Source organism: Bacteroides sp. AM16-24 (genome assembly GCF_003471885.1).
Taxonomy (GTDB): domain Bacteria; phylum Bacteroidota; class Bacteroidia; order Bacteroidales; family Bacteroidaceae; genus Bacteroides.
This window is the reverse complement of sequence record NZ_QRKI01000008.1, coordinates 167271-193884: the sequence shown is the minus strand read 5'-3', so window position 1 is coordinate 193884 and position 26614 is coordinate 167271. Positions and strand designations below refer to the sequence as shown.

Here is a 26614-nt window from a genome sequence, read left to right as displayed (position 1 = left end):
TGCCAACTACTACGTAATAGTCAGTAGATTACCTACAGGTAATTAAGGATTGTTCAAATAGCGTTTAAATATCATTGCAAAATGCAGAGTTTCATTTCTTCAACGTAACTGTTAGTCTCCGTAGCGCTTTCTCATCCGAAGTTCCACCATAGAGCAGTTCATACTTACCGGGAAGAACCTCCATGCGGTTTGTAGCCGGATTAAACCATTCAAATGTTGAGGCGGGTAATTCAAACAGAACATCTTCCGCCTGACCAGCTTCCAAAGAAATCCTGCGGAAAGCTCTCAATGTTTTAATCGGCCCATCTTTATCACCAGGATTACGCAGATAGACTTGCACAACTTCATCTCCCGACAGTTTACCGATGTTCTTCAATGGTATGGTTAAAGTCACCCCCTCACCTGCCCGAAGTATTTTCTTATCCGCCTTAGCCTTACCATAGTCAAAAGTGGTATAGCTCAATCCATGTCCAAAAGGAAACAGAGGTTTTCCCTTGAAATAGCGGTATGTACGGTTGCTCATATCGTAGTCCTCAAAATCGGGCAGATCACTGCTCGATGCATAGAAAGTAAGTGGCAAGCGTCCGGCAGGATTATAATCACCAAACAGGACATCTGCAACGGCTGTCCCTCCCTGCTGGCCGGGATACCATGCTTCAATAATCGCATCCAGGTTTTCTGCTTCCCAAGGTAATGCCAGCGTACTGCCGGAACATAAGACAAAAACAACCGGTTTACCTGTTTTTTTCAAAGCTTTCAGCATCTCTTCCTGCACCTGAGGCAGATCGATATTGGTGCGGTCACCTTTTCTAAATCCGGGAAGGTCTACCGGCATTTCCTCACCTTCCAGTGAAGAAGAAAGTCCGCCAACAAAGATAATCACGTCAGCTTCAGCCGCTTTATCGGCCACTTCCTTATAATTTATTTCTTTCTTAATGCCTATATCAAATTTCAATGAAGCTTCTCCGCCAGCCTGGAAATACTCTAATACAACCTTATAGGCTTTGCCCTTCACTGCATTCAGATTATACATTTTCTCTCTTGTAGCTCCATTATGCCACTCAGAGTAAACCTCTTCCCCATCAATGAACAGTCGGGAACCATCATCCGCAGAAATAATGAAAGAGACTTCGCCGGATTCCTTCGGGGTATATACCGACTCAAAGCGCGCCGAGAAATCGTGCAGATTTACTCCCGGCATAAATACGGTGTTGCCCCCATTACCAAAGTTCAGCGGCTCACTAAAATGACCGACAGCCACCGCTTCACCTTCCAATTCCTTATTATTCCAGAAGGTTGCCTTAAAGCCTTTCTTCCCATCATACGAGCAACAATCGAAGTAGCTAAAAACAGTCTGTGTATTTACAAAATCACAACCTTTTTCATAATATACAGCTCCTTCGGGAAGTTTACTTTTAATGCCCTCAAGGATGGTGACAGATTTAGTAGGGAAACCGTTATAGTTTGCCCAAAGCATCACGGAGTCATTGGCATTAGGCCCCAGCACGGCAACTTTACGAACAGATTTACTCAACGGCAAGATATTATTCTTGTTAGTCAGCAATACCATACTCTTACGTGCCATCTCCAAAGCCTTGGCTACATGTTCTTTTGACTCTACAATCGAATATGGTATTTCAGACCACGAAACAAGTGTATTATCATCAAACATGCCCAACTGGAAACGAGCGCGCAATAAACGGAAAACCGATTCATTGATTTTTTCTTCTGATATCAGTCCTTTCCGTACCGCTTCATTTAAAGAAGAATAACTGCCGCCACATTCCAGGTCTGTCCCTGAGACAACAGCGTCAGCCGAGGCAGCCGCAGCCGTAGGGTGGGTTTCATGATGATTAGGATAGTAGAAATCGCCGATAGCCCCACAATCTGAAACCACAATATCATCATATCCCCAGTCCTCACGCAGGATACGAATCAACAATTGCTTGTTAGAGCAACACGGTTCTCCTTCATAGCGGTTATAGGCACACATCACCTCTTTTACTTTTCCTTCCGTCACCAAGGTTTTAAAAGCGGGCAGGTAGGTTTCCCATAAATCGCGCTGGGAAATATTCTTGGCATCAAAGCTATGCCTGTTCCATTCCGGACCACTGTGCACGGCATAGTGCTTGGCGCAAGCATGTGTCTTGTCATATTTTCCGGTGCCATCACCCTGCAAGCCTTTCACTACGGCCAATCCCATCAGAGAGGTCAGATACGGGTCTTCTCCATAAGTTTCCATACCTCGTCCCCAACGCGGATCACGGTATATATTGATATTCGGAGTCCAAAACGTTAATCCTTTGTAACCATCCCGTTCACCCTTACGTTGAAAATCATGGTATTTGGCACGGGCTTCATCCGATACGATGCTGAAGGTTTCATGAACCGCCTGATTATCAAAAGTGGCGGCAAGTCCTATCGCCTGAGGAAAAACAGTTGCTTTTCCGGCGCGCGCCACTCCGTGCAGTGCTTCATTCCACCAGTCATATGCCGGTATTCCAAGGCGCTCAATGGCTGGCGAGCCATTTTTCATCTGGCTGATTTTCTCTTCCAGAGTCATACGTTTCAACAAGTCCCATGCCCGTTCGGAAGGTGTCAAATCCGGGTTTTTGTAGGGTTCATTTTGTGCTGTAGCCACCAGGGCTACAGCACTCAAACAAAAGGATATCAGAATTTTCTTGACCATAGTATTTTGATTGTATCAGTAAAATCAGAATCGTATCAAACTATTCGTTGCTTGCTATTTCAATAATTCATTTATCATGTTCACTAACAGCTTTCCAGCTATCGGGTCGGTATCAGCCTTCTCCGTACACATGGTAGAAACTGTAGCCAATCCCTTTCCATCCTTTATCTGCAATAAGGTTAAACCTCGCATCGAATCGATTTTACGAATACGATCTTCCGGCTTTCCACCGTCGATATAAGCATGAATCTTCATCTGCCCTGCCAATTCTATCAGGTTTTCATTCCGGTTTACTTTCAGGGTAGCATTGCAAGCCAAAGGAATTTCTCTCTTATTATTATTGAAATAACGCAGTTCCAATACATCAATACCATCAAACACCGGTGCATCATTGCGTTCCATATTCACGATGTCACCCTCTGTCGGGATAATCCAACTCGTGATATGTTCAGGATAAATGGCCTTCGCAACTTCTTTACTATTCAGTAAAAGCAACTTCCCTCCCTTTGACTGATAAGAGCGAAGCATTTCTCTTTCTTCGTCCGTACACGCGGTCAATCCGGAAATAATGCAAAGGTCAGCTTTCAGTTTCGGGTTCATCATTTCTTTTATAGTAGAAACCGCCTGATAGTTTATATGAAGGAAATCAAATTTATCTTTCATACCCTCTTTATCCAGAAGAAGCACTTTTTTACCTTCTGCTACTTGATTGATGTTCCAGTCCTTACGGGCCAACAGCAGATTATATTCATTTTCCGATACCGGTAAGCCATTCTCAGTCAACTTCAATACCAATTTAGCTTTCACCTTGTCAGCCGGCAAGTTAACCGGTAATTGGATATTCGGCTCAATATAGTAGCGTCCATAATGCTTCACAGCCGGGAGTTCCTCACTACCCCAAACCAGTTTCTTTCCGGTTTCATCCTGTACTTCCCAACGCAATAAAGTAGGTTTCAGGGCTGTACCATCCTCGCGGTCATTCACTACATAAATACGTGTCGGCAGCTTATCTCCACCATAAAGATTACGTCCCCACAACTCGGCACTTATCAATACAGGTTGCAAAGCACGCTTCAAAGCGTAATACGTAGGATATGGCTCAATCTTCTGATAATCATAAACCTGACGGAACCAAGTGAGTAAGGCAAAATGCATGATACCCGATGCCTGATCGTTGGAACGGCGAAGCGCTTCAGCCAATTCTCCGGTAATGAACGCCTGCACGTTAAGGAATGATTTAGGATCTGAGAAGTCATAACATTCATAGCCTATCAGGGATTGAGGGTTCTGATGAATCAACTGATAAGAACGGGTCGGATGTCCGGTTTCATTATTCGGGTATCCGGTTGACATCTCCTGGCTGATAAGCGGACGTTCGGGCATCTTAAACCTCTGCTGAAATTCTCCGTTGAAGAACCGGAAGAGTGAGAAATCATACCAATTATAATACGCATGCATATCATCGATGTCGCCATCATCTATGCTATTCATAAAGTCAGCACCATACTTTTCTTTTTTGCCCTTTGCCTGATAGTTGGAGTCGAAACAAATGGGACGTGTAGGATCAATGCGACGCATTTCTTTTACCACATCCGAAATCACACGGTATTTCTCTTTAGCACGTTCCAGGTCATTATCATTATCGTAGAACTTCATTTCATTATTCACCGTCCAGAAAAGCAGTGAAGGATGGTTACGATACTTTTTCAGCAAGGTGAGGAATTCTTCCTTCCACATTTCAATCAGTTTTGCATCAGGCAACGGGGTGGAATGAATCATCAGCCAAGGCCAAGTACCTTCAAAGCTAACACCGATACCATTTTTGTCAGCAGCTCCCATCCAAAGTTTATTCCACGGAGTGGTGTGGGTACGAGTGACATCTATGTTGCCGGCCTTCATCAGTTGCATGAAAGTATTAGCCAGATTCAAGTCGTTCGGAGCAAGAGCAAACGGAATGTGATTGCCACCCCGCAGCCAATATCGATTACCGTTCAGAAAGAACAAGCCTTCCTTCACTTCAAAAGTACGGAAGCCGGAAGTCTCTGACAGACAGTCTAATTCAGCACCTTTGGCAGTAACCAGCCTAAAGCGGAAATCGTATAGATTAGGATGATGAGGTGTCCAGAGACGAGGTTTAAGTCCATTCACACTGTAAGTAAACATCTTTTCTTCATCAGCATTCAGCACCAGTTTTTGCAAAGAAAGACTGCTGTAAAGCACAGAACCGGTCTCTTTGTCCACAATGTCAGTATAGAGATCAAACTGATTCTTCTTACCGCTATGATTCTTTACCGTCAGGTCAAAAGTAGCTCCCTCCAGAGTAGGTTTAATAAAGACATCTTCCACCTTCACCGGGTTGGTGATAGTAAGTTTTACCGGCTGCCAGATACCTGCAGGCTCATCACCATAAAATCCATGTGCTATATCTTTCAGGATGTTGTTCTTCACAGCAACCTTTCCGTCTTCTTTTTCACTTTCGCGAACAGAAGAATAGAAGAAATCAATAGCAGCACTACCGCTTTCAGAAGCACTTCCATCCGCCCTACGGGTCACTTTCACTACTACCAGATTTTTGCCGGGTTTCAGCAATTTGCTTCCATCAACCTGTATTTCACCATACATGCCGATATGCGAACCTGCCAGCTCTCCATTAATATAAATCTCTGCTACCTTTGAAACAGCATCAAAAGTCAGAGTCATATTTTTGCCTTCAACACCAGCCGGTAGCTCTATCCACTGACGATACCAAGCAGCGTTCGTTTTTCTATAATCAAATGTATAACCCTCGCAACGATCGGTTTCCTGCTGGTAATAGGTATCCGAAACACCTTTTGGCTGAGGCCCTGTAGGTGAAGGCATGGTTTCTCCATGTAACCAGATACGGATTGGGTTCCAGAAATTAGGCACAGACATTACATGCCAATTCTTATCGTCCGTAGCCGTGGATACTGCTTTCTCTTTATCGTCCAACTGATATCCGGGCATAAAGAGCCAGTTACCATCCAATGAAATATCCGTGCGTCCTTCCTCCAGTCTATTCACTTTCACAGACGCATAACTTGCTCTTTCAAGCTGGCGCTTACTTTCTTTCTCTTGTGGTGTTGCCACCTTACGATATTCTGCAACTTTCACATTTTTCAATGCATCTTCTTCCAACGGAGTAACAACAAGGTCGTCAAACTCTGTTTCAATCCAACCTCCTCCCAAAGTCACAGGACCGGAAGGCGCCAAGTTGCTGTTTTTATCTGTGATATCCATCCGCGGTTCCTTCTCGTCATTCAAGAAAACGCGAATACGGCTACCACAGACTTCTACCTTTAACTGATACCATTGACCCGGTACCGGATGAAATCCTAACGGACGAACGCCCATAAACTCATCCGTACCCATATAACCCATACGCATCAGGTATAAATCATCTTGCAATCCACCTTTTATACCGACTACATAACGATCAAAACGATTATTAGCACGAAATCCTGCCCAGATTTGAACTTGTTCCGCTTCTTGGGGAGCGCGCGCTTTAAAGGACATGGTATAGTTCTTCCACTCAGGATTACCGAAACAAGCATAAGAACCTTTTGAACGGAATACCCCGTCTGCAATGCTACATTCACCCCGTCCCACTGTTTTCAGTATTTCTCCTTGATCAGAGAAATTATTTTTCCATTCAGATTGCGCATATCCGGATGATGAAATCAAAAGGCATGCGGCAGTCCAAAAGGCTATATAGAAATTCTTCATGATATTAAAATATAATATTATTTTCTGCAAATGTAGCTTCGACTCATTAACAGAAAGTGAAATAAATAATTAATTAGACATTAAAAAGTAATTAATCGTAGCTGGTACCATTACAAACCATCCAATAAACTTTTAAATTATGTTATGTTGCCATGATAATCTGCTTCGGTATAAGGTGCAATCCCCTAACCAGATTTACAATCGACAAATAGAACAAAATGAGTCGCTTTGTATCATGTATCCCCCTCCTTGTACCAGCTTCACTATTTTTAGTTGTGTATAAGAACGAAGAAAGTACGCCCCTGATACGTCCTAAAAGAGTTTATGACCCCAAAGCAGTACTAAAATTTTGTTCAAAAAAGAAGGAGGGCACTTATTACGGAAACAAATACCCTCCTTACTTACCTACCTACTTATTTAATCAATTCAATTTCAGATCGATTTTCTTGATATCAGTAAAGTTATACTTCTTGTAAGTGTCGTTACAGCACGCACCTACCCTTACCCAATAGGTATTGGAATATTTAATAGCAGCTTTAGAAGTTAACTCAATAGTTGTGCCCTCCTGATCATTAGTTATTTTCACAGAACCGGGAGTATAATTTCCGTCAGATTCTGTTCCACAATATTGCGTATGCGAAATATACAATTGTATGTTGTTTACATCAGGCATAGCAATTCCTTCTTTTGCTATTCTCTTAAATTTCACTGCACATTTCAAAAAATTATCAGAAGTCAAGTAAGGTTCCGTAACCCATTCTACTTCCAGATAGGGGGTAACAGTAAAGTTACGTTCTGTCATTTTCCCATTCTTCAATTCCACCGTTTCTCCTTCTACATCATAAGGATAAAATGCGCCTTCCAACGGAATCATACGGTAAGTACCTGCAAACAGTTTAGAATTGGAATATGAACCATCCTGCCTCATATTGAGGTTCTGATTCGTCACAACGATCGATTCATCGCCACCCGCATAACTCAATTCCGTAATCTGTATCTTCATACTTCCTTGTCCCATAGCTGTTTGCAGAGGTTTACCGTTATGGTCTACAACCTGCCCGAAGACACCAGCTTCCGGTGCATCATAATTATCCTTTTCACACGATGAAAAGCCTAAAACTAATGCAGTAACTAACAGCAAATTAAATATCTTTTTCATACTATTTTCCTTTTTCTAATTAATACTGATTATTTTGCTCAAGTAACGGATTTACCTTACGTTCACCATCAGGAATCTTATCATAGTAATTTTTAGTAGCAAATGTCAATGAGTTATTAGCTCTTTCACAAACACGGGTATCAAAAATATACTTACCCACCGGATTACCTGCTTCATTTACTGTTGCTCCTTTGGCAAACAAGAATGGAGACAGCATTCTACGACGATATTGATAAATTTGCGAATCGAAAGTAAACCAACGACGCAAATCCCAATAAATCTTATGCTCAAAAGCCAATTCCTTATAACGTTCTACACGGATAATATGCATACCTTCATTAGGAGCAAATACAAACGAACGGATACCTTGACCACGTTCAATGCCATCACGTGATACATTGGATAGTTCTGCAGGACTGATCAGCAACTCAGCACCAGCTCTTGAACGTATCTTATTGATACATTCGTAAGCATCCTGTTGCATATCTTTTCCATCGATAGTAGCAACGCCATTCTGGTAAAGTTCCAATGCAGCTTCGGCACGATTCAATAATATTTCAGCATAACGAATATCAATCCAAGACTGTGTAGAACTATGTAACTGTGTTTCGGCAATTGTCCAGTTCAAATTCAACCATTTAGCTCCATGAAAGCCTGTCAGTGTATTACTCGTTCCACCATTAGCCGGACCATCCATTCCACTTTTATTAAGTTTCATACCTGTAGAAGTCTCATAAGGTTTTTGTTCTTTTACATTCTCGGTTGTTGTCAAAACGTTATTCTTGAACCAAGCATTACTTGTATAATTGACTGTAGTCTGTCCATCATCCTTTATAAACTTAGCAATAGGTGTAGATGGGTCTATTTCCTCCTTTATTATACCAAAACGAATATCCAGTTCAACCCCTTTGTAAGTATGTCCAGGTAATAAGATAGATCCCCTTAAACGAGGTTCTGCATTGTCCAATAGGTCTTTAATATCATTGTAAACAATATAATTACCATCGTCATCCGTTGTTTTGAGGTATCCCGTTGCAGGATCAATAGGCAGGCCGTCAAACAGTTCTACCCAATCCAATGTTACATTATAACGGTCACCATAAGTTGCGGTCATACGAGGCGGACAATATACAGCATCAAAACTATGAACAAAGTCATTTTTACTATACTGCCGAATAAGAATTGATTCATCACTCTTATCAGCATTGGCAAATATCTCACGGAAGTTGGCTTCTTTATCAGAGTTTCCCTCATATAACTTATAACCACCTTCTTCTACTATTTTGGATGCTTTATAAGCTTGCATAAAGTAATCGTTTGCTCTTCCTTCAGGAATACCGGTAAGCATTTTGCCACTTTCACTTCCGGAATAATTAAATGTCTGTCCATAACGGGCAACAGAGCCAGCATACAAAGCAACACGTGACTTGAAAGCTGCTGCCACATAAGTATTATTAGCACGGCCTGCAACTTTTGTTTTACCTAAATTTTCAATGGCATAATCTAAATCTGAAAGAATAAAGTCAATGCACTCTTCATGACTGCTACGCGCTACCCACAATGCCTTCTCGTCATCAGTCATTTCCTGTGGAGTTTCCAAAATAGGTACACCGCCATAGCGTTTTACCATCGCAAAATATACATAAGCCCGAATAAACTTTGCTTCAGCAATCCATGATTCAGCACCTTTCAGTTTTCCGACATACGCAGGCAGATTAGCTATTAAATCGTTAGCTTGACGAATCGTTTTATAACCCATACTCCAATATCCTTTTTGAGGAATATAAATACCTGTGTTATTACGATTTACAGTTTCACCAGTGCTGAGCATATCCCAAATAATACAATTCCAATTATAAAAACCATTGTAACTACCATCATTTGACATATTAAAATCTTCCATTGGCAACTGGCTATACAAACCTGCCATATAGGCAGTAATACCACCTTCATTATATATGTCTTCTCCCGATAGAATATTCTTAGGAGGAATATCCAAATCTTGACATCCTACAAACATACCTCCTATAGCAACACACATCAATATATTTCTTAGCTTTTTCATACTATAATCTCCTTTTACTTAAAATGTAACACTTGCACCAAAGTTATATGTTCTATTCAACGGATACATATATCCATAGAGTTCAGCTGGTCTTTCTGGATCGACCCCTTTCACACCTGTTATAGTGAACAAGTTATATCCATTCATATAAATTCTCAGATTCTTTATACCTATGAATGACAAACAATTCTTCGGCAAAGTGTAACCTATTTCAGCAGTCTTCAAACGCAGATAAGTACCTTTCTGAATAGAAAATTCAGAATTAAGATCCGGAGTTGTACCACCATAAGAATAATATCCTGAAATCCATTGACAAGAAGGATCATAAGGATCTTGTTTGGGATCAACCGGACGCCATCTATCCAAGAACATATCCAAAGCGTTACCATTAAATTGTAGCGGAGCCGACAACTGTTCGCCATAAGATACATAAGACATTGCAGCACCTTGGAAAGTCATATTAACATCAAAACCTTTCCATTGAGCAGAAAGAGTTAAACCAAAGTTCATCAACGGATAATTTTTCTTATCCTGAAAATTAGCAGCAGTAGAATTAGTAGTTGTAGCGATAGGATATCTATCCATATCGTCAATTGTACCATCACCATTCCAGTCTTCATAAACATAATCTCCAGGAAGAGTTGCATTACCTGCAAATATATGAGAGTTGGCAATTTGTTCCCACGAAGTATAACGACCGTCTGCACCATAACCAAACCAAATGTCATTATAACGGTCAGTTAAGTTATTTCTCCAGTTATCATAGGAGTTACCTGACGGGGTGCGTTCTTTGTAACGCCACATGGAACGAGTAATAGCAATGTTTCCAGAAACACTATAATTTACCTGCCCCACACGATTACGATGTCTCAATTCAACTTCAAAACCTTTTGTACGGTCACTCTCCAAATTCTCTTTAGGCATTGCAGCACCAAATGTTCCTGGAATAGTGGCAATACGATTAGCCATCAAGTTATCACGGTCACGCTGAAACAAATCAAAAGAAACTCCTAATAAGCCATTCCACAAATCAGCATCAATACCCACATTCAGAGTCTTAACGGTGTACCACGTAATATTAGGATTGGCTACCGCACGAAAGCCTAATGAATTCATGAATGAACCATTGAAAAAATATCCTTTCGGAGTTTTATTATATCTATCACCATTAGTATTCGGATAATCATATCCAGAAATAAATTGGTAATCAGCAACAGAATCATCACCCATTTTACCATAAGAACCGCGAAGCTTCAGGTTGTTTATAAAAGGTAATTTGTCTTTTATAAAACTCTCTTCACTCATGCGCCATCCTACAGAAGCACTTGGGAAAAAGCCCCAACGACTATGTGATGGGAATTTGGAAGAACCATCATAACGAAAGGCAAACTCTAACAGATAGCGTCCTTTATAATCATAGTTAAATCTACCAACCAGTGCCTGAGAAGCACTTTCTGTCAATCCATTTGCATTAGCTGTACCAAGCTGATTGGCAGAATTACCCGCAAATAAATAAGGTAAAGGTATAGAAAAATCACGAGCTGCACGGATATTATCACCTACACTATGTGCTTCTTCAAATAACAGCAATCCAGATACGTTATGACTTGATGCAAAAGTATTTTCATAACTTACAGAAGCTTGCCATAAAGTAGTCCATGAGTTACCATAATAACGTTCCAGATTAGTTGGCGACTGCATAGCATAAGCAGTATAAGTATCAGTTGCTTCACTATAAGTATACTCATTATACTCTTTCTTATATATGGTATTATCAGCAATAGAAGTATCATAACTGAACATGCCTTTCACCTTCAGACCTTTTACAAATGGAACAGCATATTCAAGTTCCATCGTAGACTGGAAGATTTTATTTGTTGTCTTATTATAACCGGAAACATCAGGGTCTGTTGCTGCCAAAAGATTCAGCTGGTCAGATGACATCTTTTGAAAGTATTCCGGATTATCATTAGCATACAATTTCTCATTAGGACTTGCACGCCACAAAGCTTTATAAACCTCCCATGTTGATAAGTATTGACGTTGTTTACTATCAATTATACCATTTATCTTAATCGAAGCCTTTAAATTTTTAGCGACTTCGGTATTTAAATTTGCACGAAGATTATAACGGTTATAATCCATTGCTTTTGACTTGAAAAAACCTTCCTGATCCGTATAACCGAAGTTTACATAATAATCAGTTTTTTCACTTCCACCACTTAATGAAACATTATGCTGCTGCTGGGGAGCTGAATTACGAATTACTGCATCATACCAATCAGTAGATTTTAATGTTCCATTCAAATACTCTTCAATCTGCTCGTCTGAATAAGTAAGCTGAGGGTTTGTCAGATTACGCATTGACTTTTCATTAAATAGTCTCATACGATCTACAGCACCTACTGGTTCCAACATTTCTGCCGGAGTTTGAATACCATAATACATGTTGTATTCAATCTTCGGCTTATTCTTTTCACCTTTCTTTGTAGTAATCAAGACAACACCATTAGCCGCACGTACACCATATATAGCAGCCGAAGCATCTTTCAAAACAGAAATCGACTCAATTTCATTCGGGTCCATACGTTGCAAATTGCCACGAGGAACACCATCTACTACTATCAATGGAGAACCAAAACCACGGATATCAAACTGGTTGGTAAACTCACCCGGCTCAGATGTTTTTTGAATTACACGAACACCAGGAACTTTGCCAGTCAACATGTTCTGAGCATTCTGGCTCTTAGTAGCAACCAGTTCTTCATTAGTAATAGCAGACACTGCTCCTGTTAGATTCACTCTTTTCTGCGTACCGTATCCTACTACCACGACCTCATCCAGCTGTTCTGCATCTTCCTTCAAAGTAATTTTATAGCTGATTTTGTTATCCACTACCACTTTTTTATTCACATAACCAATGTAAGAAACTTCCAACGTTGTTCCTTGGGGAACTGTTAGAGTAAAATTTCCATCAATATCAGTTATTGTACCTAATGACTTATTTCCAACTACAGTCACATTAGCACCAATAATAGCTTCACCTAATTCATCAACAACCTGCCCGGATATACTTCGAGAAGTTTGTGCACGCATCGGAGTAAGCACCATCAAGAACATCATTAGCATACACCAACAAGTGTATTTGCTAACTTTCACAAAATTAGATTTGTTTTTCATGTGTTTCATAATCTCACTTTTAAAATTGTTTTTCATCAAATAACGTATCCCTTAGATTAAATAAGTTAGGAAGGATATGTTTCCGGTTAACTTGTATCTTTCATATGCATTTCTTTTAAAGTTATGTATTCTTTTAGTTTACTTATCTTTTTTTAAATTGTTATCCCAAATTCAATCTTGTATTTTTCCACCTTCAAAAGAACCTATTATTATCATTTTGATATGGCAAAATTATATGCCTGAGATTAAAAATTGAGTGATATCGCGCTTATCTAACGCTTAATTTTAAATTAAATTAAAAGATTAACTGCTTCTTTACCAACATATAGAATGATCTGAAACAAATAAGAATGTTTTTTTCGTTTTATGTTGGTAATATGGCTATCAAAGCGATTATTCTGTAAGAGAACGGTGAATCACTAATGTCTTTTTCTCATAAGGCATCGGATAAGCAGTAATCCAAACTTCAGGAAATAGAGAGAGGTTCTTTTCATCATAAGCTAGCAGAAATACCTCTATATCTTTGTTCTTCAGATTTTCATCCAACTCAAAAAAATAAGTATAGTTAGAATTAGATTGCACAGTCGTATTTTCCCATGGATTAGCCGGATATGAAGTTGCCCTAGAGGATGCTCCCACATATTGACCATCTACTTTTAAAGTAACATATGCTCCCTCTACACCATGCTTTCCATTTACAGCTACACAAAGATAGCTATTAGGAGTTACCTCGTCCAACCGAAACATAGCTTTCCAAGCACCGGCACATCCCATAACAGAGGTATCAGCAAAAAGATTATTGGCTCTAAAGTTATCAGGCTCTACCTTTTTTCCGGCAGCATATACTTCTACTTCGGCTATTGCATCAGGAAAAGGTTTCATTTTAAGATATCTCATACGCTCCCCTACTTTTAGACTCATTGTTGTACCAGCCCAAAAGGATACAGGTTTCCAATCCTTCAAATCGGATGAAATATAAGCAACATTGCCTTCATCCACCAATAAAGGTTGTAATTCATACTCGTTCTTTACTTTTATAAGAATACTATCTACCAATAAACTTTCTCCAAGATCCAAACGAAAACAACCACCCTTTATTCGAATATCACCTTTTCTTTTTGATGGCCAAAATCCTGTCCCCATATCGCCATCAAATAAATATTTATCCCAAACACCACGATTAACAAAGGCAGACTGATTAAAAAAAGCGTTACGAGCCTCCTCTACCTGTTCAATCTTCGTTGTTCCCGAACGATATAGAGAACGAACTTCCATTGCATTATTATCGGCAGCAAACACCGTAGCTTCATATAAGGTATTTACATCATAAGGTATAGATACAGGAGATAAATCGGCAATTTTCCGATGATAAGATTTTGAGTATTTACCACCTTCAAAATTTATATTCATCGTTTTAGAGTTGCTCAGTTTTTTTGTAACATCCTGCCCATCCATTTCTATCTTTTCAACACCGGGTAAATTATTTAATTTGATGTGCGCTTGCGTTCCTGCAAATCCCAATAAATTTATTTCAATCGGTTTCCCCACTACATCTTTTATTATTTCAAAATCAGTTCCTTCTACTCCAATGCCATCCAGACTTTCATCCGCAGAAGCATAAAACAACATTGATCTGAACGGTAATACAGTAACTTCAACAGATTCTCCATAGTTATAAATACCTAATATTCTTTCAACAGGATGATATAACCGACACTTAACACGTTTACATTCTTCCAGACCGATCTCATGATCTAACACAATATTGACTTTCTGAGGTTCCCAAGTCAAATTCCTCAATGTTATCAACCTCGTTTTATCATCTCCTCTCGAAACAGCATACTTTCCATAGGCTGAAGGTAGTTCTATACCATCTACCAATAAACCTGAAAACTTCCGATGCAGATTAAAAATTCTCGCCAATTTAGGAAACTCTCTATCTGATAATAGCCAAGGATTGCCATATATTTGAGGAGAAAGTAACAAAGACCTATTAAATGCCTGTAAAACAAGTTCATCTTCCCAATAATCCAAACAGGAAGAAAGGCAAACCCCATGGTCCTCCGTTAATCTTTTCAAATCGGGTACAAGACCTCTTCCCAATGCTCCTACTCTATTGTGAGGAGCTGCACATGTATTGAATGAATTTACATCAATATAGCTCTCTTTGCCCTCCCACAAAAAAGTTGTTGCACATTGTTCCGCTTTTTTCAACCCTAAACGATGATTCAAAAGAATTAAGTCTGGAGAATATTTCCTGCACTCTCCAATCATATCCACAAAAAGATCTTCTTTCTCTTCTCTCAACGGACCGCAAACTGCATCAAATTTAAAAAGAGCCCAATCATAATTACGGCAGAGTGATACTAACATCTCTTTTCTTTCCTCTGCACTCTCCGGAGTATTCCCAAAACCATCTGGTCCTCCCCAAAGCCCTAAACGTACTCCATTCTGTTTAGCCTTTAGATAAATAGATTCCAACCCTTTAGGGAATTTATTCTTAAATCGTTGGGAATTTATACTCCCATAAATATTCTTACCATCAATCAGCCCTGCATCAAAAGCATATATATCCAACTGCATCCCATATTCCTGACGAAGCCATTCAAAAAAATTCAAATTGACCAATGTCTGTGATTCTGTAGTCCCTTCATTAGTGTTGTTTATCCAAGAGAAATATTCTGCCTTCGATAAGCTTCTTTCAGTAATACCAGATTCAGAAGCATGTTCCTTCAATATTTTCAAGACCTTATCTCTGTATTTTAATGCGGTTTTTGCATCATTCAACCAGTTATATTGACCGACAGGATATGCATTCACCAACAAATTCATATCCTCCGAAACTTGTTCTATCTTTTTCAGAGATAAAAAAATACGTTCCTTCAAACCTGCAGGATGAAATTGCTTAGCTCTGACATAGATTCTGGAACCATAATACGCCGTACATACAGCTTCATGCAAACATGCAGTCAAATAAGTACGATAAAACAGTTGGTATAAATCATTATATGTCGCAGATTCTAATAAAGGCTTTACCTTTTCTATTTCAGCGACTGCTTCGGAAGCAAGTTTAACTCCATACTGTTTTTCCGTTAGAATATAATTATAATATACACTATCCATTTTTTCATCAGGTTCTATCCATTGATTATCAAAAACGGTCTTCACTTCAACAGCTAACGGAGATGATAATGACTTAAAGTGTACAGGAGCAATATGATTTATAATATCTTTCCAATAATGAAATGTTTTATTTATATCATGCTTAACAAGAACCATAGGCGGATCAATCCATCTTCCAGACACATGCCTGCTATATCCCCATTTATTGTTTTCATAATTTAGAGAAGAATGATCTGTTAGGTTTGTTCCTAAGGTATAAAAAACAGATGTGATTATATCATATGCATTTTGAAACGCTTTTCTAATGGGCAACAAAGCATCCTCACCATACCTCGACGTAATAAATTCATTATAGATTTGCATTGGAGATACAGTTTGTTCTTCCGTCATCCGCTTCAGTGCATACAACTGAATTTCATTAGCTGTTCCTACTATGCTGGTATCCCCATAACGATCCGTCCTTGCAACATATCCGGTAACATTAGGACAGTTAATATAGCTCCCCCATCTTTTCATAGTATATTCAGGCCATGTATTAGCAACAATGCCTTGCCCACTGTATTCATTACCAGAATCAAACTCTACAATCGTAGGTCTATTCATCTTTCTGATGTAAGAGTTATCCGGATGTGTCAGAAAGAAATCATGAGGGGTTTCTTTCATCATTAAAATGACCTTATCACTCTTTATATGCTTTATACATCCAATAGTACTCTTATACTCTTCTTCCGAATAAGCAAAAGTACGAATATAGAGTTTCTTTCCTCTTTCACCAATAACTACATCGGAAATAGCGTTTACAACAGCTGCCAGTTTTTCCTCAGGGGTTTTCATATTCACCGAATACTGTTTTTCCGCATAAGCGCCAGTTTCAATAAACGTTAGCACAAGTCCATCTGCTTCAGGAGCCCTGTTGAGCATCCGGCGATAGTCATCTTTAAACCATTCCCAAAATGTAGGATTATCCAGGTTTATTGTACCATCAGGTCCCGTTCTAAAACATGATGGATAATAATCCAGAGAGTATAAGCTATGATCCCAAAGCAACACTTCATCAATACCTTCTAAATGTGCAAAGCGAATGAGTTTATTAACCTGTTCACATACCTTTTCTTCTTTAATGGCCTTTAAATCATGGATGATCTCATGGGACAACTGAAGCTGATTGATATTATACTCTTTTGCTGTTTTTATTGTCCGGATAGCATGTTCCATATTGTCAGACAGAATAATCCATCCCCTAACACTTCCACCCGCAAAAAGATTTGCAAAGAAAGATAAGAAAAAGAAGCTAACTATTATCAATCTCCTGAGGCTCATTTCAATATAACTTTTATTTCTTTACCACTATATTTTATCCTCTTTATCACATCTTTACCTTTGAGTTTAATGATAAGGTCCCTGTCCTTTACTGCATAGTCGCCGATGCGTTCTCCAACTATAAATTCCTTTGTACGATCATTCCACTTAAACGGAATAGTACTGTAATTACCATTTTTATATTTCAACGTCTCACCATCATCTTCGTATAAATTGAAACTTGCGTTTTCCCCACCAAAGACATGAATCTCAAGCGGAACATCAACATTAATATTTTTCTCAACAGAAGTATAATAAGGGATGATAGAACCAGACTTCACAAACAAAGGCATTTTATCCAGAGGTGCTTCTGCAGTAATTGTAGTTCCTCCTTGGTAGATTGCACCGGTCCAGAAATCTACCCAAGTACATCCTTGTGGCAGATATACAGAGCGGGAAGTTGCTCCTGCCTCCAAAACGGGGCAAACCAGGAGAGCAGGTCCATACATAAACTGATCTTTACAGTCGAATACATTTTGATCATAAGCAAAATCAAAAGCCAGTAAGCGCATTGGTGTATAATGCTCGTGAGTAACTTTACCTGATAGGGTATAAATATAAGGCAAAAGCCGGTATCGCAACTTTATAAGGTCAGTACAGATACGTTGTACTTCTGGTCCGTATGCCCATAACTCATTCGGTGCTTTCGTATCTCCCGGATAACGACGTCCATGGCAACGAAAAACGGGACAAAATGTTCCATACTGAAACCAACGTACAAACAATTCCTGATAATCTTTTTTAGACGGGTCTCCTCCTGAATAACCACCAATGTCTGTAGTCCAGTAGGGAATTCCCGTTGCTGTAAAGTTTAATCCTGCTGCTACTTGCGTTTGTAATTCGGCAAATGTTGTTGGAATATCACCAGACCACACAGCCGTTCCCCACTTTTGTTGGGAAGCCCACGCGCAACGGGTCAACATATAAGGACGGATACCGGGACGAGCTTTGGTTATTCCTTCATAAAAATGTGATGCATGAACCAAAGGGTATACATTTCGTACTTTCTGAGCTGGTCCGGCATAAGTATTAAGTGGCAAGTATGAGGCTACATGGTCAGGTTCCGGTCCATCTAAAAACCAGCCATCGATATTCAAGTCCACTAAAGAAGAAACCTTATCCCAATACATTTTGGCCGCATTCGGATTAAAAGTATCATATATATAGCCGTCAATAGCTTTGGCTCCTTCCAATATATACCCTTTTTGTGACATTTCATTATAATTAGGGATACCCGGTTTGAAGCAGGGCCACATTGTCAAAACTACCTTCATATCATAAACGTTATGGAGACTGTCCAACATTGAAGGAACATCAGGGAATAAAGTTTCATCAAACCTATGTGAACCTGTTCCGTACTTACCCCAATAATGATAATCTATAAAGATAGTACTTGCAGGAATATCCTCTTCCTTCATCTTTTTAGCTATCTCCATCACCTCTTTTTGCGTAGCATAACGGTTACGGCTTTGGTGATAACCTAAAGCCCAATCGGGCAACATCGGAGCCCCTCCCGTCAAAGAACGATATGCAGCTACCAAATTATCCATTTTATCACCTACAAAAAGATAATAGTTAACGATCTTACCGTAATCAGAAGCCAAACTCATACCGGTACTATTGTCTGTATAAATAGTCCGGGAAGGATTATCCCAAAACAATCCCCAACCACCAGTAGAATAAATAACCGGTACCGCAGCTTGCGTATTAAACTGAACCAGTTCCCGCTTGGCATTCCTCAAGTTCATTAAGTTATCTCTGAACTGCCCCAAACCATATAAAGCCTCTTCATCTCGTAACTGGAACTTACAATATGCATTGACAGAATCTCCACACATATTCATTCTCGCTTTTTCCGGAAACTCTTTCAGTAAAATTTTTCCAGACTCATCAAGTAGACTGATATACCCTTTATTCTTATTCACAGTAACAACTAAACGGGAAGAACGTAATACAATATCTTCCTGAGTATCCTCCACTTTAAACTCTGCCACCTTTGCCTGTTGCGTTACGGCAAAACTCTTATATTCTTTTATTTCATTCTCAGAGCCGAACATCACATGTACACTTCCTATATTATAGGGTTGCAAATACAAAGTTCCGCCCGAAGTCTGAATCCATAAAGCCTGCTGTTTCTTTTCCCAGGAAAGAACTGTTTGTGGTTGTCCTTCCTTGGCTACAACTTGTAAGACATTAGGATGTACTACATCCTGATAATTCTCACCCAAAGAGACATCGCTAAAAATCCCTTTGCTCCCTTTTTCTGCTATGATTCTAATGCGGTCAAAATCAAATTTACCCGATAAAGTATACTCGGCATTTTCCAAATCAGGAACAGAAGCTGCGGTAGGGCTATAAAAAACATATGCCTTATCAGCCTTTTCAGAAAAATCGATACGCACCACAACCAACTGCGGCTCCTGCGTCTGTTTGACTGCAACAAATAGTTTTTCACTATTGCCTTTCTCAAATGAAAGGCCTAAACGCGAATTCCCTTTTTCTTTCAACGCCAGAAAACTACACCAAACAGTTCTATTCACATCGTTCAATTGCACATTTCTATACATACTCACCTTTTTGGAAAAAGCATCTAAATGCCAACATATTTCGGGTACAGCAACAGATGCTATCTTCAACCTTCCTTTCTCTTGTTTTACAGAGGTCATATCCCCTTTCCAGGAATCCTTTAAAAAAGGCTGTTTCTGGGCATATACAATAGAAACTGTACAAAACAAAAAACTGATAATTAAAATTATATTTTTCATGATCGATTATTATTAATTACACTTACTTACAACTCCATTCTCTATAAGAGCGATATATCCCAGCAATGCCCCCCAATGATAGAACTTATCGCTTCGCACAACATCATCGCCTTCACCAGTGAGGGCATTGTAATTCTCAAAGACATATCCATGTGATAACCAGGATTTCAATAATAATTTTTGGGATTTTTCGGCAAAGGCATGTCTCACTTCCGGAAATTCATAGTTATTCAATCCTAAGTATACCAGAAAATTCAATGGTGCCCAAATGCGTCCCCGCCAATATTCATTATCTTTAAATGCAGGATCATTTTTAGGTACAGAAGGAATTACGTACTCCCCCCAGAATTCATCAGTGTTCAGCAAATGCTCTTTTATCATCCTCTCAGCCTGATTCTTTGTAGGTACTTTTGCCAGCAATGGATAAAAGCAAGTGGGTGAAGTACGGTAATTAAATTTCAGATCTCTGGTAGAACGATTATAGTAAAATCCAGTCTTATCATCCCACAACCCTGCTAAATTATTGCGATAATATTCCGCGCGTTTTCTAAGTTCGATTACATCTTTTTTATAGCCAAGTTCTTCCGCTATTAAAGCCAGATAATCACAATCCATGATGTATAAAGAAGACATGCCTACATCATGCTGCTCCAGCAAATGTTTTTGCTTATTAAAAGGTACTCCATCATACATTGGAGAATTATCCAATCCTGATTCCAAAACAGCGCCATAGTGACAATCCGTATCAAACTCAGACCTGAAATAAGTGACCTTTTCATAAGGATTACTACCTAAGCATAATAATCCTCCATCCTCTCTATTCCGGCTCCACCAGCGATTCCAGGTTAGCAATTCTTTATATAATAACTCCAAGAACCACTTTTCTTGATATTGCTTATATAATGTCCAGACAGCCAAAGAACCAACAGGTGGCTGAGAACGATCTCTTGATTTAAAATTATTGCTATAAAAGCAGTTAGGCACAAATCCACTTTCTGTTATCGCCTTAGTTATCTCTACAGCATTTGCATAAGCCAATTCTTTATTGCCAACAGCAAGCATCATCGACGCAAAATAGGTATCCCAACAGAACAGTGTAAAACCACCAAAATCTTCACTGGCAAACCATTCGGAACTCCAAATCCGACTTACGGGAGTAATCACCCTCCTAATGCCAGGATCATATATATTATCCCAAGCCAAAACACTCTGCATGGCATTATAGCAATCATAATTTTCACCAAATTTTTTCTGATTAGAATTAATAAAATCCCGGGCACGGTCATTAATGAAAGCAATTGCCTCATCCAATTCCATATTTTCTCCGCAACAGATAGCAACCGGAGTATCTAAAGACAGAATAAACTCCCTTCCTTTTTTTTCCAGAAGTTCACCCTCTATATAAGTTTTGATTTCAACAACTTTATCACGTGATGCCAATGTAAATCCTAAACTATCCACGCTAAGTGTATTGCCCCGTTTCCAAAGACTTTCAGGGATAACCACCAATCGTCCTCCTTTCTTCGTCTCAGCCAGTGGTCTGATTAGAATTACGTTTTTAAGTCCTATAGCAGCACTTTCTACCTGTAACTTATATCCTTTCCAATCTATAGTCATTTTTGTATAAGCTCCATCAAATGAATGAGGTCCCGGCTGCAATAATGGCGCCCCTTTAGCCCTATCTCCGATTCTGAATTTCCTTACGCGACTTCCATCTGTATCCATCATATTCAGGTCGACAGCAAAACCATAAGGAAGAAATACATGAGTCAGCACACTACGGGTATCCCAGGTATTCCAACCGGAAGCCAACCGTTTTTGCAAACTCTCATATAATTCTTCAGGAGTGTTACCTGAAATGGCCTTAATAGGATAGATAAACAGACCTAATAAAAACAATCCGATCAACAAGTACTTTTTCATAGTTTAAAGACTAAATTAGACATCAGTTTAACTTTTCATTGGAAGATTTTAAGAATACTTCCACGAATGCAAAATAAAAGCCTTAGTCTTAAAAAACAGAGCCATCCTTTATTAATTGGACATTAAAAAAGCGCTTAATTGTTATGATTAAGCGCTTTTTCTTATTTTTATAAATTATCATTTATATAAATTGCATAAGGGGATCTTATATTCCTCTCCTAATGAATCTTTATACTCTTTGCAGAAGCGGTCATATACACTCTTTGCAATACCTTTTTTACCTTGTATAAAAAGAATAGAGCATTTAGCCGCCAAGGCTTCTTCATTCAGAGGATCATGCAAGAACAGGATATCAGCAATACGCAGTACTGTATCATAATTATTGCGCTGTACATCCAACAAATTCCTCAGCAAATCAATAGAAAGACTGGAATAAGAATCTTTAAATTCATCCAACCAATCAACAATGGTATTTGACAGCAACGGACCATACAATAAGATTTCCAATATCTGATTCAGGAGCTTGTCATCTCCATGATCACCATTTTCCTTAAATTGACGAATACAATCCAACGCCATCCGATAATCACAAAATACTCCCTCATGCCATCTGATACACAGAAATCCCGCATCACTGACAACTTCCACATCACCTACTTTTTCTAACAATATACGCAACTTACGCAAAGTCACATTACGGTTATTGCGAGCAGACTCTTCCTCTTTGTCTGACCACAGAATATCGGTAGCTTTTTTAGTCAAGATGCCTTGCTTACTTTTTTCCGTATAAAGCACCAACAATATAAGCAAGCTTTTCAATCGTGGTGTAAAAGCTCCTGTTATGTCATTACCATCTTTATCACGAACATTAAATGTGCCCAACAAAGAGATTGCCGAACGACTGCGATCAAAATACTTTTCTACCACAGCAACCTCCTCTACCGTTTCATTAACAGGAAGAACCTCCACCTGAGTATTATCTTCTTTGGTATCTTCAAATTCGACTTTCTTTCTGCTGCATTTTATCCGGTATAAAAGGAATACTGCTCCTCCCAACAACAGGATACCACATGACCACCATAACCACACCGAAGCAGAGTCCTTATTCACCGTCTGCACAATTTCATTATCATTCAGTAAAGGAGTATTGATAGAATAAATAGCCACATCATGTGTACGGTCACTCAAAATCTTATCCATCACCAGATACAGTTTATGATAGGCAGGCGACGAATAAAAACTAAAATCGCAATCCTGATGAACCAAATCATTACGAATAGGTTTCGATATCTCTACCCAAACAGAATCATTCATGAAAACCTTCCAAAGGCTGCCTCCATCTTTCAGACTAACAGCATAAAAAGAACTGTCCGAAGGTTCAAAGTACATGGAAGATGCCATCAACAACATATCCGTAGATTGTTTTTTCTTCCATACACTACGAGACTTTCCCGTTTTCAGATTAATGGCACACAACTCATAAGAAAAATGAGCATTAAATTCTTGCTTTCCCTGTTTATTTCCACGACCACCAAAAATATACAGTTCATCACCTACTATAGCTGCTGCAGATGAATAACGAGGAGAAATAACAGGGGTATATGCAACTTCTTCAACCTGTTTCATACCCACTTTCAACCGATACAGGTTATTCTTATATTGATAGAATCCATATCCTCCAAAAAAATAAAATGAAGAATCAGATGGATTAAACGTACGTGCATGGTTGTAGTAACGAGGCTCATCCAATTGTCTTTCACTCAGGCTCCATTTCCCTTCGTCGACAGACAAAGCTGAAACCAACTTTTCGTGTAAAGAATAAGACAATAACTGATTAGTCAGTGTATCATAAATCATGTGATCTGTATATTCCATAGCCGGATACCCCTCCACAATAGAGACCTCGTTTCGGTTACCGGAAATACCATTTAATATGTCTATTTTATTTTGTCGCACAAGATAGAACAAGGCATCACGGGCATTAAAAGCAACATCCAAACGGTCTGATGTTTTCTCCGCATATATTTTCCGCCATTCAATATGATTATCAATCAGCCATGAGGGATAGGTTGCTAATGCCACAGCCCCTCCCACTTCATCAAGACAAACATCACCATTATGCTTCCACAGCTTCCAATATCTTATCAGTTCTCCATCGCGGGTAATCTTTATATCCCTAATATCCATAGGAACTACATCTGCTGAGAAATATGGAGATTTTCCAAACGAAACTGTAATGTCTTTGGTTCCACGCAATGGCACTACCATCGTAGTGTCCCTACTGTCATACTTCAAATCAATTTGATTCTCCTTTATATTAAGGTGTAAAGACACAGGCACCCATTTACCTTTTTCGATATTCGTATTAATAGCAAACATTCCCTCATTGAAAACAAGAGCCGGAAAATTCCTGTTATTATCACCTGCAGCAAAAACAAAATGAAGAAATTGTTTTTCATTCGTGCATAAATGTAGAATGGCTCCGAAGTCAGGCTCATTACGAACCCACATTTGAAAATCAATAATAAACTCATTCTCCACCTGAAAAGGAAAGTTCTCATCAAGAGACAAAGAAGTGCGTTCATTGCCCGGCACAGAATGAGATTTGAAATGAAGGCCGTAATCTGTAGAAGCCAACACCTTCAAATTTCCCAATAAGAAAAAGCACAATATCCAAATTAGCAATTTACTTTTCATAGTATCTCGTTAAAGAACACTCTGCAAAGGTATAAAAAAATCTTCCATAACAAATAAAGGACCCGAGAAATTAAGATATGAAACTCATTGGCGAAATTAAAGGATATTCAGCATCCTGTCAGAACCGTATCAAAAAGGGTTCACCCCCCTATTTGCTCCGTATCATCTCCGGATAAAGGTACTTCTAACCGAATTTGCTACGGAGTTGGTACGGACCGGATACTGCTCAACCCCGGCCTTGGTCCCTTTTGGGGCACAGGGAAGAAGCCATTAATTCCGCCAACGGGTTATATGGATCCAATTAAACCGATATTATGCGCAAATTAATAACAAATTAATCAGAGAAGTAATATCGCTGTCTTACTTTTGTTGCAAAGGACAAAAAGTTTGTCCTATCATCAAATTAAAACAGTATTATGAAAAAACTTTTTTTTAGTCACATGAAAGTAAAATCGTTGATTACTTTTTTACTATTAACACACTTTTTATCTGTCTCCACATTCGTAGGAGCCAAAGTACAATTACCTTCCGTACTTAGTAGCAACATGGTATTGCAGCAACAAACAGATGTAAAACTATGGGGAAAAGCCAAAGAAAACTCATCTGTTACCGTAAAAACATCATGGAATAACAGAACCTATAAAACGACTGCAGACAAACAAGGAAAATGGTTACTAAATGTCTCCACACCAACAGCCGGAGGCCCCTATGAAATTACATTCAGCGATGGAGAGGCCTTGACATTGAAAAATATATTAATAGGCGAGGTCTGGTTCTGCTCCGGACAATCGAACATGGAAATGCCTATGAGTGGTTTCGACCGCCAACCCACTCAGGGCACAAATGATATCATAGCCAAAGCGAAAGCATCTACCCCAATTCGTATCTACAACACCGATTCTAAAGATGGAAGATGGGTACGGCAATATAGCAAAACGCCACAGGAAGATTGTAAAGGTGAGTGGTTAGAAAATACTCCTGTCAACGTATCGCACACAAGTGCAGCGGCCTACTTTTTCGCTCGATATATTCAGGAAGTTTTAGAAGTACCGGTCGGTATTATCGTGTCTTCTCTTGGAGGATCAAAAGTAGAAGCATGGATGAGCCGGGAAGCTATAACTCCATTTAAAAGTATTGATTTAGCCATACTTGACAATGATGAACCTGTAAAAAACATCACAGCCACCCCATGTGTACTCTACAATGGGAAAATAGCTCCTTTCACGAATTTCACCATTAAAGGTTTTCTTTGGTATCAAGGCGAAAGTAATCGTGACAATGCTGATTTATACCAAAGTCTGATGCCTGCTTTTGTCAAAGACTTACGCAGTAAATGGAATATAGGAGAATTTCCTTTTTACTTTGTAGAGATTGCTCCCTTCAATTATGAAGGTGCCGATGGCACCTCAGCCGCCCGCATGCGTGAAGTCCAGCAGCAAAATATGAAGGATATCCCTAACAGCGGAATGGTTACCACTCTGGATGTAGGTCATCCGGTCTTCATCCACCCGACAGATAAAGAAACGGTAGGTAATCGTCTGGCTCTTTGGGCACTTGCACAAACCTATGGACGAAAAGGATTCGGTTACGCCACTCCTATTTATAAATCCATGGAAATATCAGGTAACAAAATATACATCAATGTGGACAACGCACAGCGTGGCCTTTGTCCTATGTGGACCCCGCTCGAAGGATTTGAAATTGCCGGTGAAGATAAAGTTTTCTATCCGGCCTATGCTGAAATAGAGACCAAAACTACCCGTCTGGCTGTGTCATGCGATAAAGTGCAACATCCGGTAGCCGTCCGGTATGCTTATAAAAACTACACCAAAGCAAGCGTATTCAATATCTATGGTATCCCCGTAGCTCCATTTAGAACAGACAATTGGTAACAATAAAACTTCCAAGAA

Annotated in this window: 10 protein-coding genes; 1 reads left to right on the top strand and 9 read right to left on the bottom strand. The window is 39.3% G+C overall.

Annotated elements, in window-relative coordinates:
• Positions 1 to 91: 91 nt before the first annotated feature.
• From xyl3A to DW182_RS11500, 9 genes are all read right to left on the bottom strand, one after another.
• The gene (xyl3A, locus tag DW182_RS11540) at positions 92 to 2689 is read right to left on the bottom strand and encodes a xylan 1,4-beta-xylosidase (RefSeq protein ID WP_118295614.1); all 2598 of its coding nucleotides are present in this window, start codon (positions 2687 to 2689) and stop codon (positions 92 to 94) included.
• A 54-nt stretch (positions 2690 to 2743) separates the two neighbouring features.
• Positions 2744 to 6433, bottom strand: a complete 3690-nt coding sequence (locus DW182_RS11535; protein WP_117707910.1) for a glycoside hydrolase family 2 protein — start codon at positions 6431 to 6433, stop codon at positions 2744 to 2746.
• A gap of 421 nt (positions 6434 to 6854) precedes the next feature.
• The gene (locus tag DW182_RS11530; RefSeq protein ID WP_115502007.1) at positions 6855 to 7592 is read right to left on the bottom strand and encodes a DUF3823 domain-containing protein; all 738 of its coding nucleotides are present in this window, start codon (positions 7590 to 7592) and stop codon (positions 6855 to 6857) included.
• Positions 7593 to 7611: 19 nt separating this feature from the next.
• On the bottom strand, positions 7612 to 9657 hold the full coding sequence (locus DW182_RS11525) for a RagB/SusD family nutrient uptake outer membrane protein (protein ID WP_118295613.1): 2046 nt from the start codon (positions 9655 to 9657) through the stop codon (positions 7612 to 7614).
• Positions 9658 to 9675: 18 nt separating this feature from the next.
• Positions 9676 to 12846 (bottom strand): TonB-dependent receptor, encoded by a 3171-nt coding sequence (locus DW182_RS11520; protein WP_233564135.1) that lies wholly within the window; start codon positions 12844 to 12846, stop codon positions 9676 to 9678.
• A 384-nt stretch (positions 12847 to 13230) separates the two neighbouring features.
• Positions 13231 to 17175, bottom strand: a complete 3945-nt coding sequence (locus DW182_RS22300) for a hypothetical protein (protein WP_199678582.1) — start codon at positions 17173 to 17175, stop codon at positions 13231 to 13233.
• 101 nt (positions 17176 to 17276) lie between these two features.
• The gene (locus DW182_RS11510; RefSeq protein ID WP_118295611.1) at positions 17277 to 20084 is read right to left on the bottom strand and encodes a glycoside hydrolase family 31 protein; all 2808 of its coding nucleotides are present in this window, start codon (positions 20082 to 20084) and stop codon (positions 17277 to 17279) included.
• Between the two features lie 12 nt (positions 20085 to 20096).
• Complete coding sequence (locus DW182_RS11505; RefSeq protein ID WP_118295610.1) at positions 20097 to 22007, bottom strand: trehalase family glycosidase; 1911 nt, start codon at positions 22005 to 22007, stop codon at positions 20097 to 20099.
• Between the two features lie 177 nt (positions 22008 to 22184).
• On the bottom strand, positions 22185 to 24704 hold the full coding sequence (locus tag DW182_RS11500) for a hypothetical protein (protein ID WP_118295609.1): 2520 nt from the start codon (positions 24702 to 24704) through the stop codon (positions 22185 to 22187).
• Between the two features lie 416 nt (positions 24705 to 25120).
• Between DW182_RS11500 and DW182_RS11495 the strand changes: the two genes are divergently transcribed.
• Complete coding sequence (locus DW182_RS11495) at positions 25121 to 26596, top strand: sialate O-acetylesterase (protein WP_118295608.1); 1476 nt, start codon at positions 25121 to 25123, stop codon at positions 26594 to 26596.
• Positions 26597 to 26614 lie beyond the last annotated feature (18 nt).

What these genes read in the sequence shown, in the direction of transcription:
- DW182_RS11505 (WP_118295610.1), bottom strand. Translation starts at nt 22,007, where the DNA reads ATGAAAAAGTACTTGTTGATCGGATTGTTTTTATTAGGTCTGTTTATC.
- DW182_RS11510 (WP_118295611.1), bottom strand. Translation starts at nt 20,084, where the DNA reads ATGAAAAATATAATTTTAATTATCAGTTTTTTGTTTTGTACAGTTTCT.
- DW182_RS11520 (WP_233564135.1), bottom strand. Translation starts at nt 12,846, where the DNA reads ATGAAACACATGAAAAACAAATCTAATTTTGTGAAAGTTAGCAAATAC.
- DW182_RS22300 (WP_199678582.1), bottom strand. Translation starts at nt 17,175, where the DNA reads ATGGAACATGCTATCCGGACAATAAAAACAGCAAAAGAGTATAATATC.
- xyl3A (WP_118295614.1), bottom strand. Translation starts at nt 2,689, where the DNA reads ATGGTCAAGAAAATTCTGATATCCTTTTGTTTGAGTGCTGTAGCCCTG.
- DW182_RS11530 (WP_115502007.1), bottom strand. Translation starts at nt 7,592, where the DNA reads ATGAAAAAGATATTTAATTTGCTGTTAGTTACTGCATTAGTTTTAGGC.
- DW182_RS11525 (WP_118295613.1), bottom strand. Translation starts at nt 9,657, where the DNA reads ATGAAAAAGCTAAGAAATATATTGATGTGTGTTGCTATAGGAGGTATG.
- DW182_RS11495 (WP_118295608.1), top strand. Translation starts at nt 25,121, where the DNA reads ATGAAAAAACTTTTTTTTAGTCACATGAAAGTAAAATCGTTGATTACT.
- DW182_RS11500 (WP_118295609.1), bottom strand. Translation starts at nt 24,704, where the DNA reads ATGAAAAGTAAATTGCTAATTTGGATATTGTGCTTTTTCTTATTGGGA.
- DW182_RS11535 (WP_117707910.1), bottom strand. Translation starts at nt 6,433, where the DNA reads ATGAAGAATTTCTATATAGCCTTTTGGACTGCCGCATGCCTTTTGATT.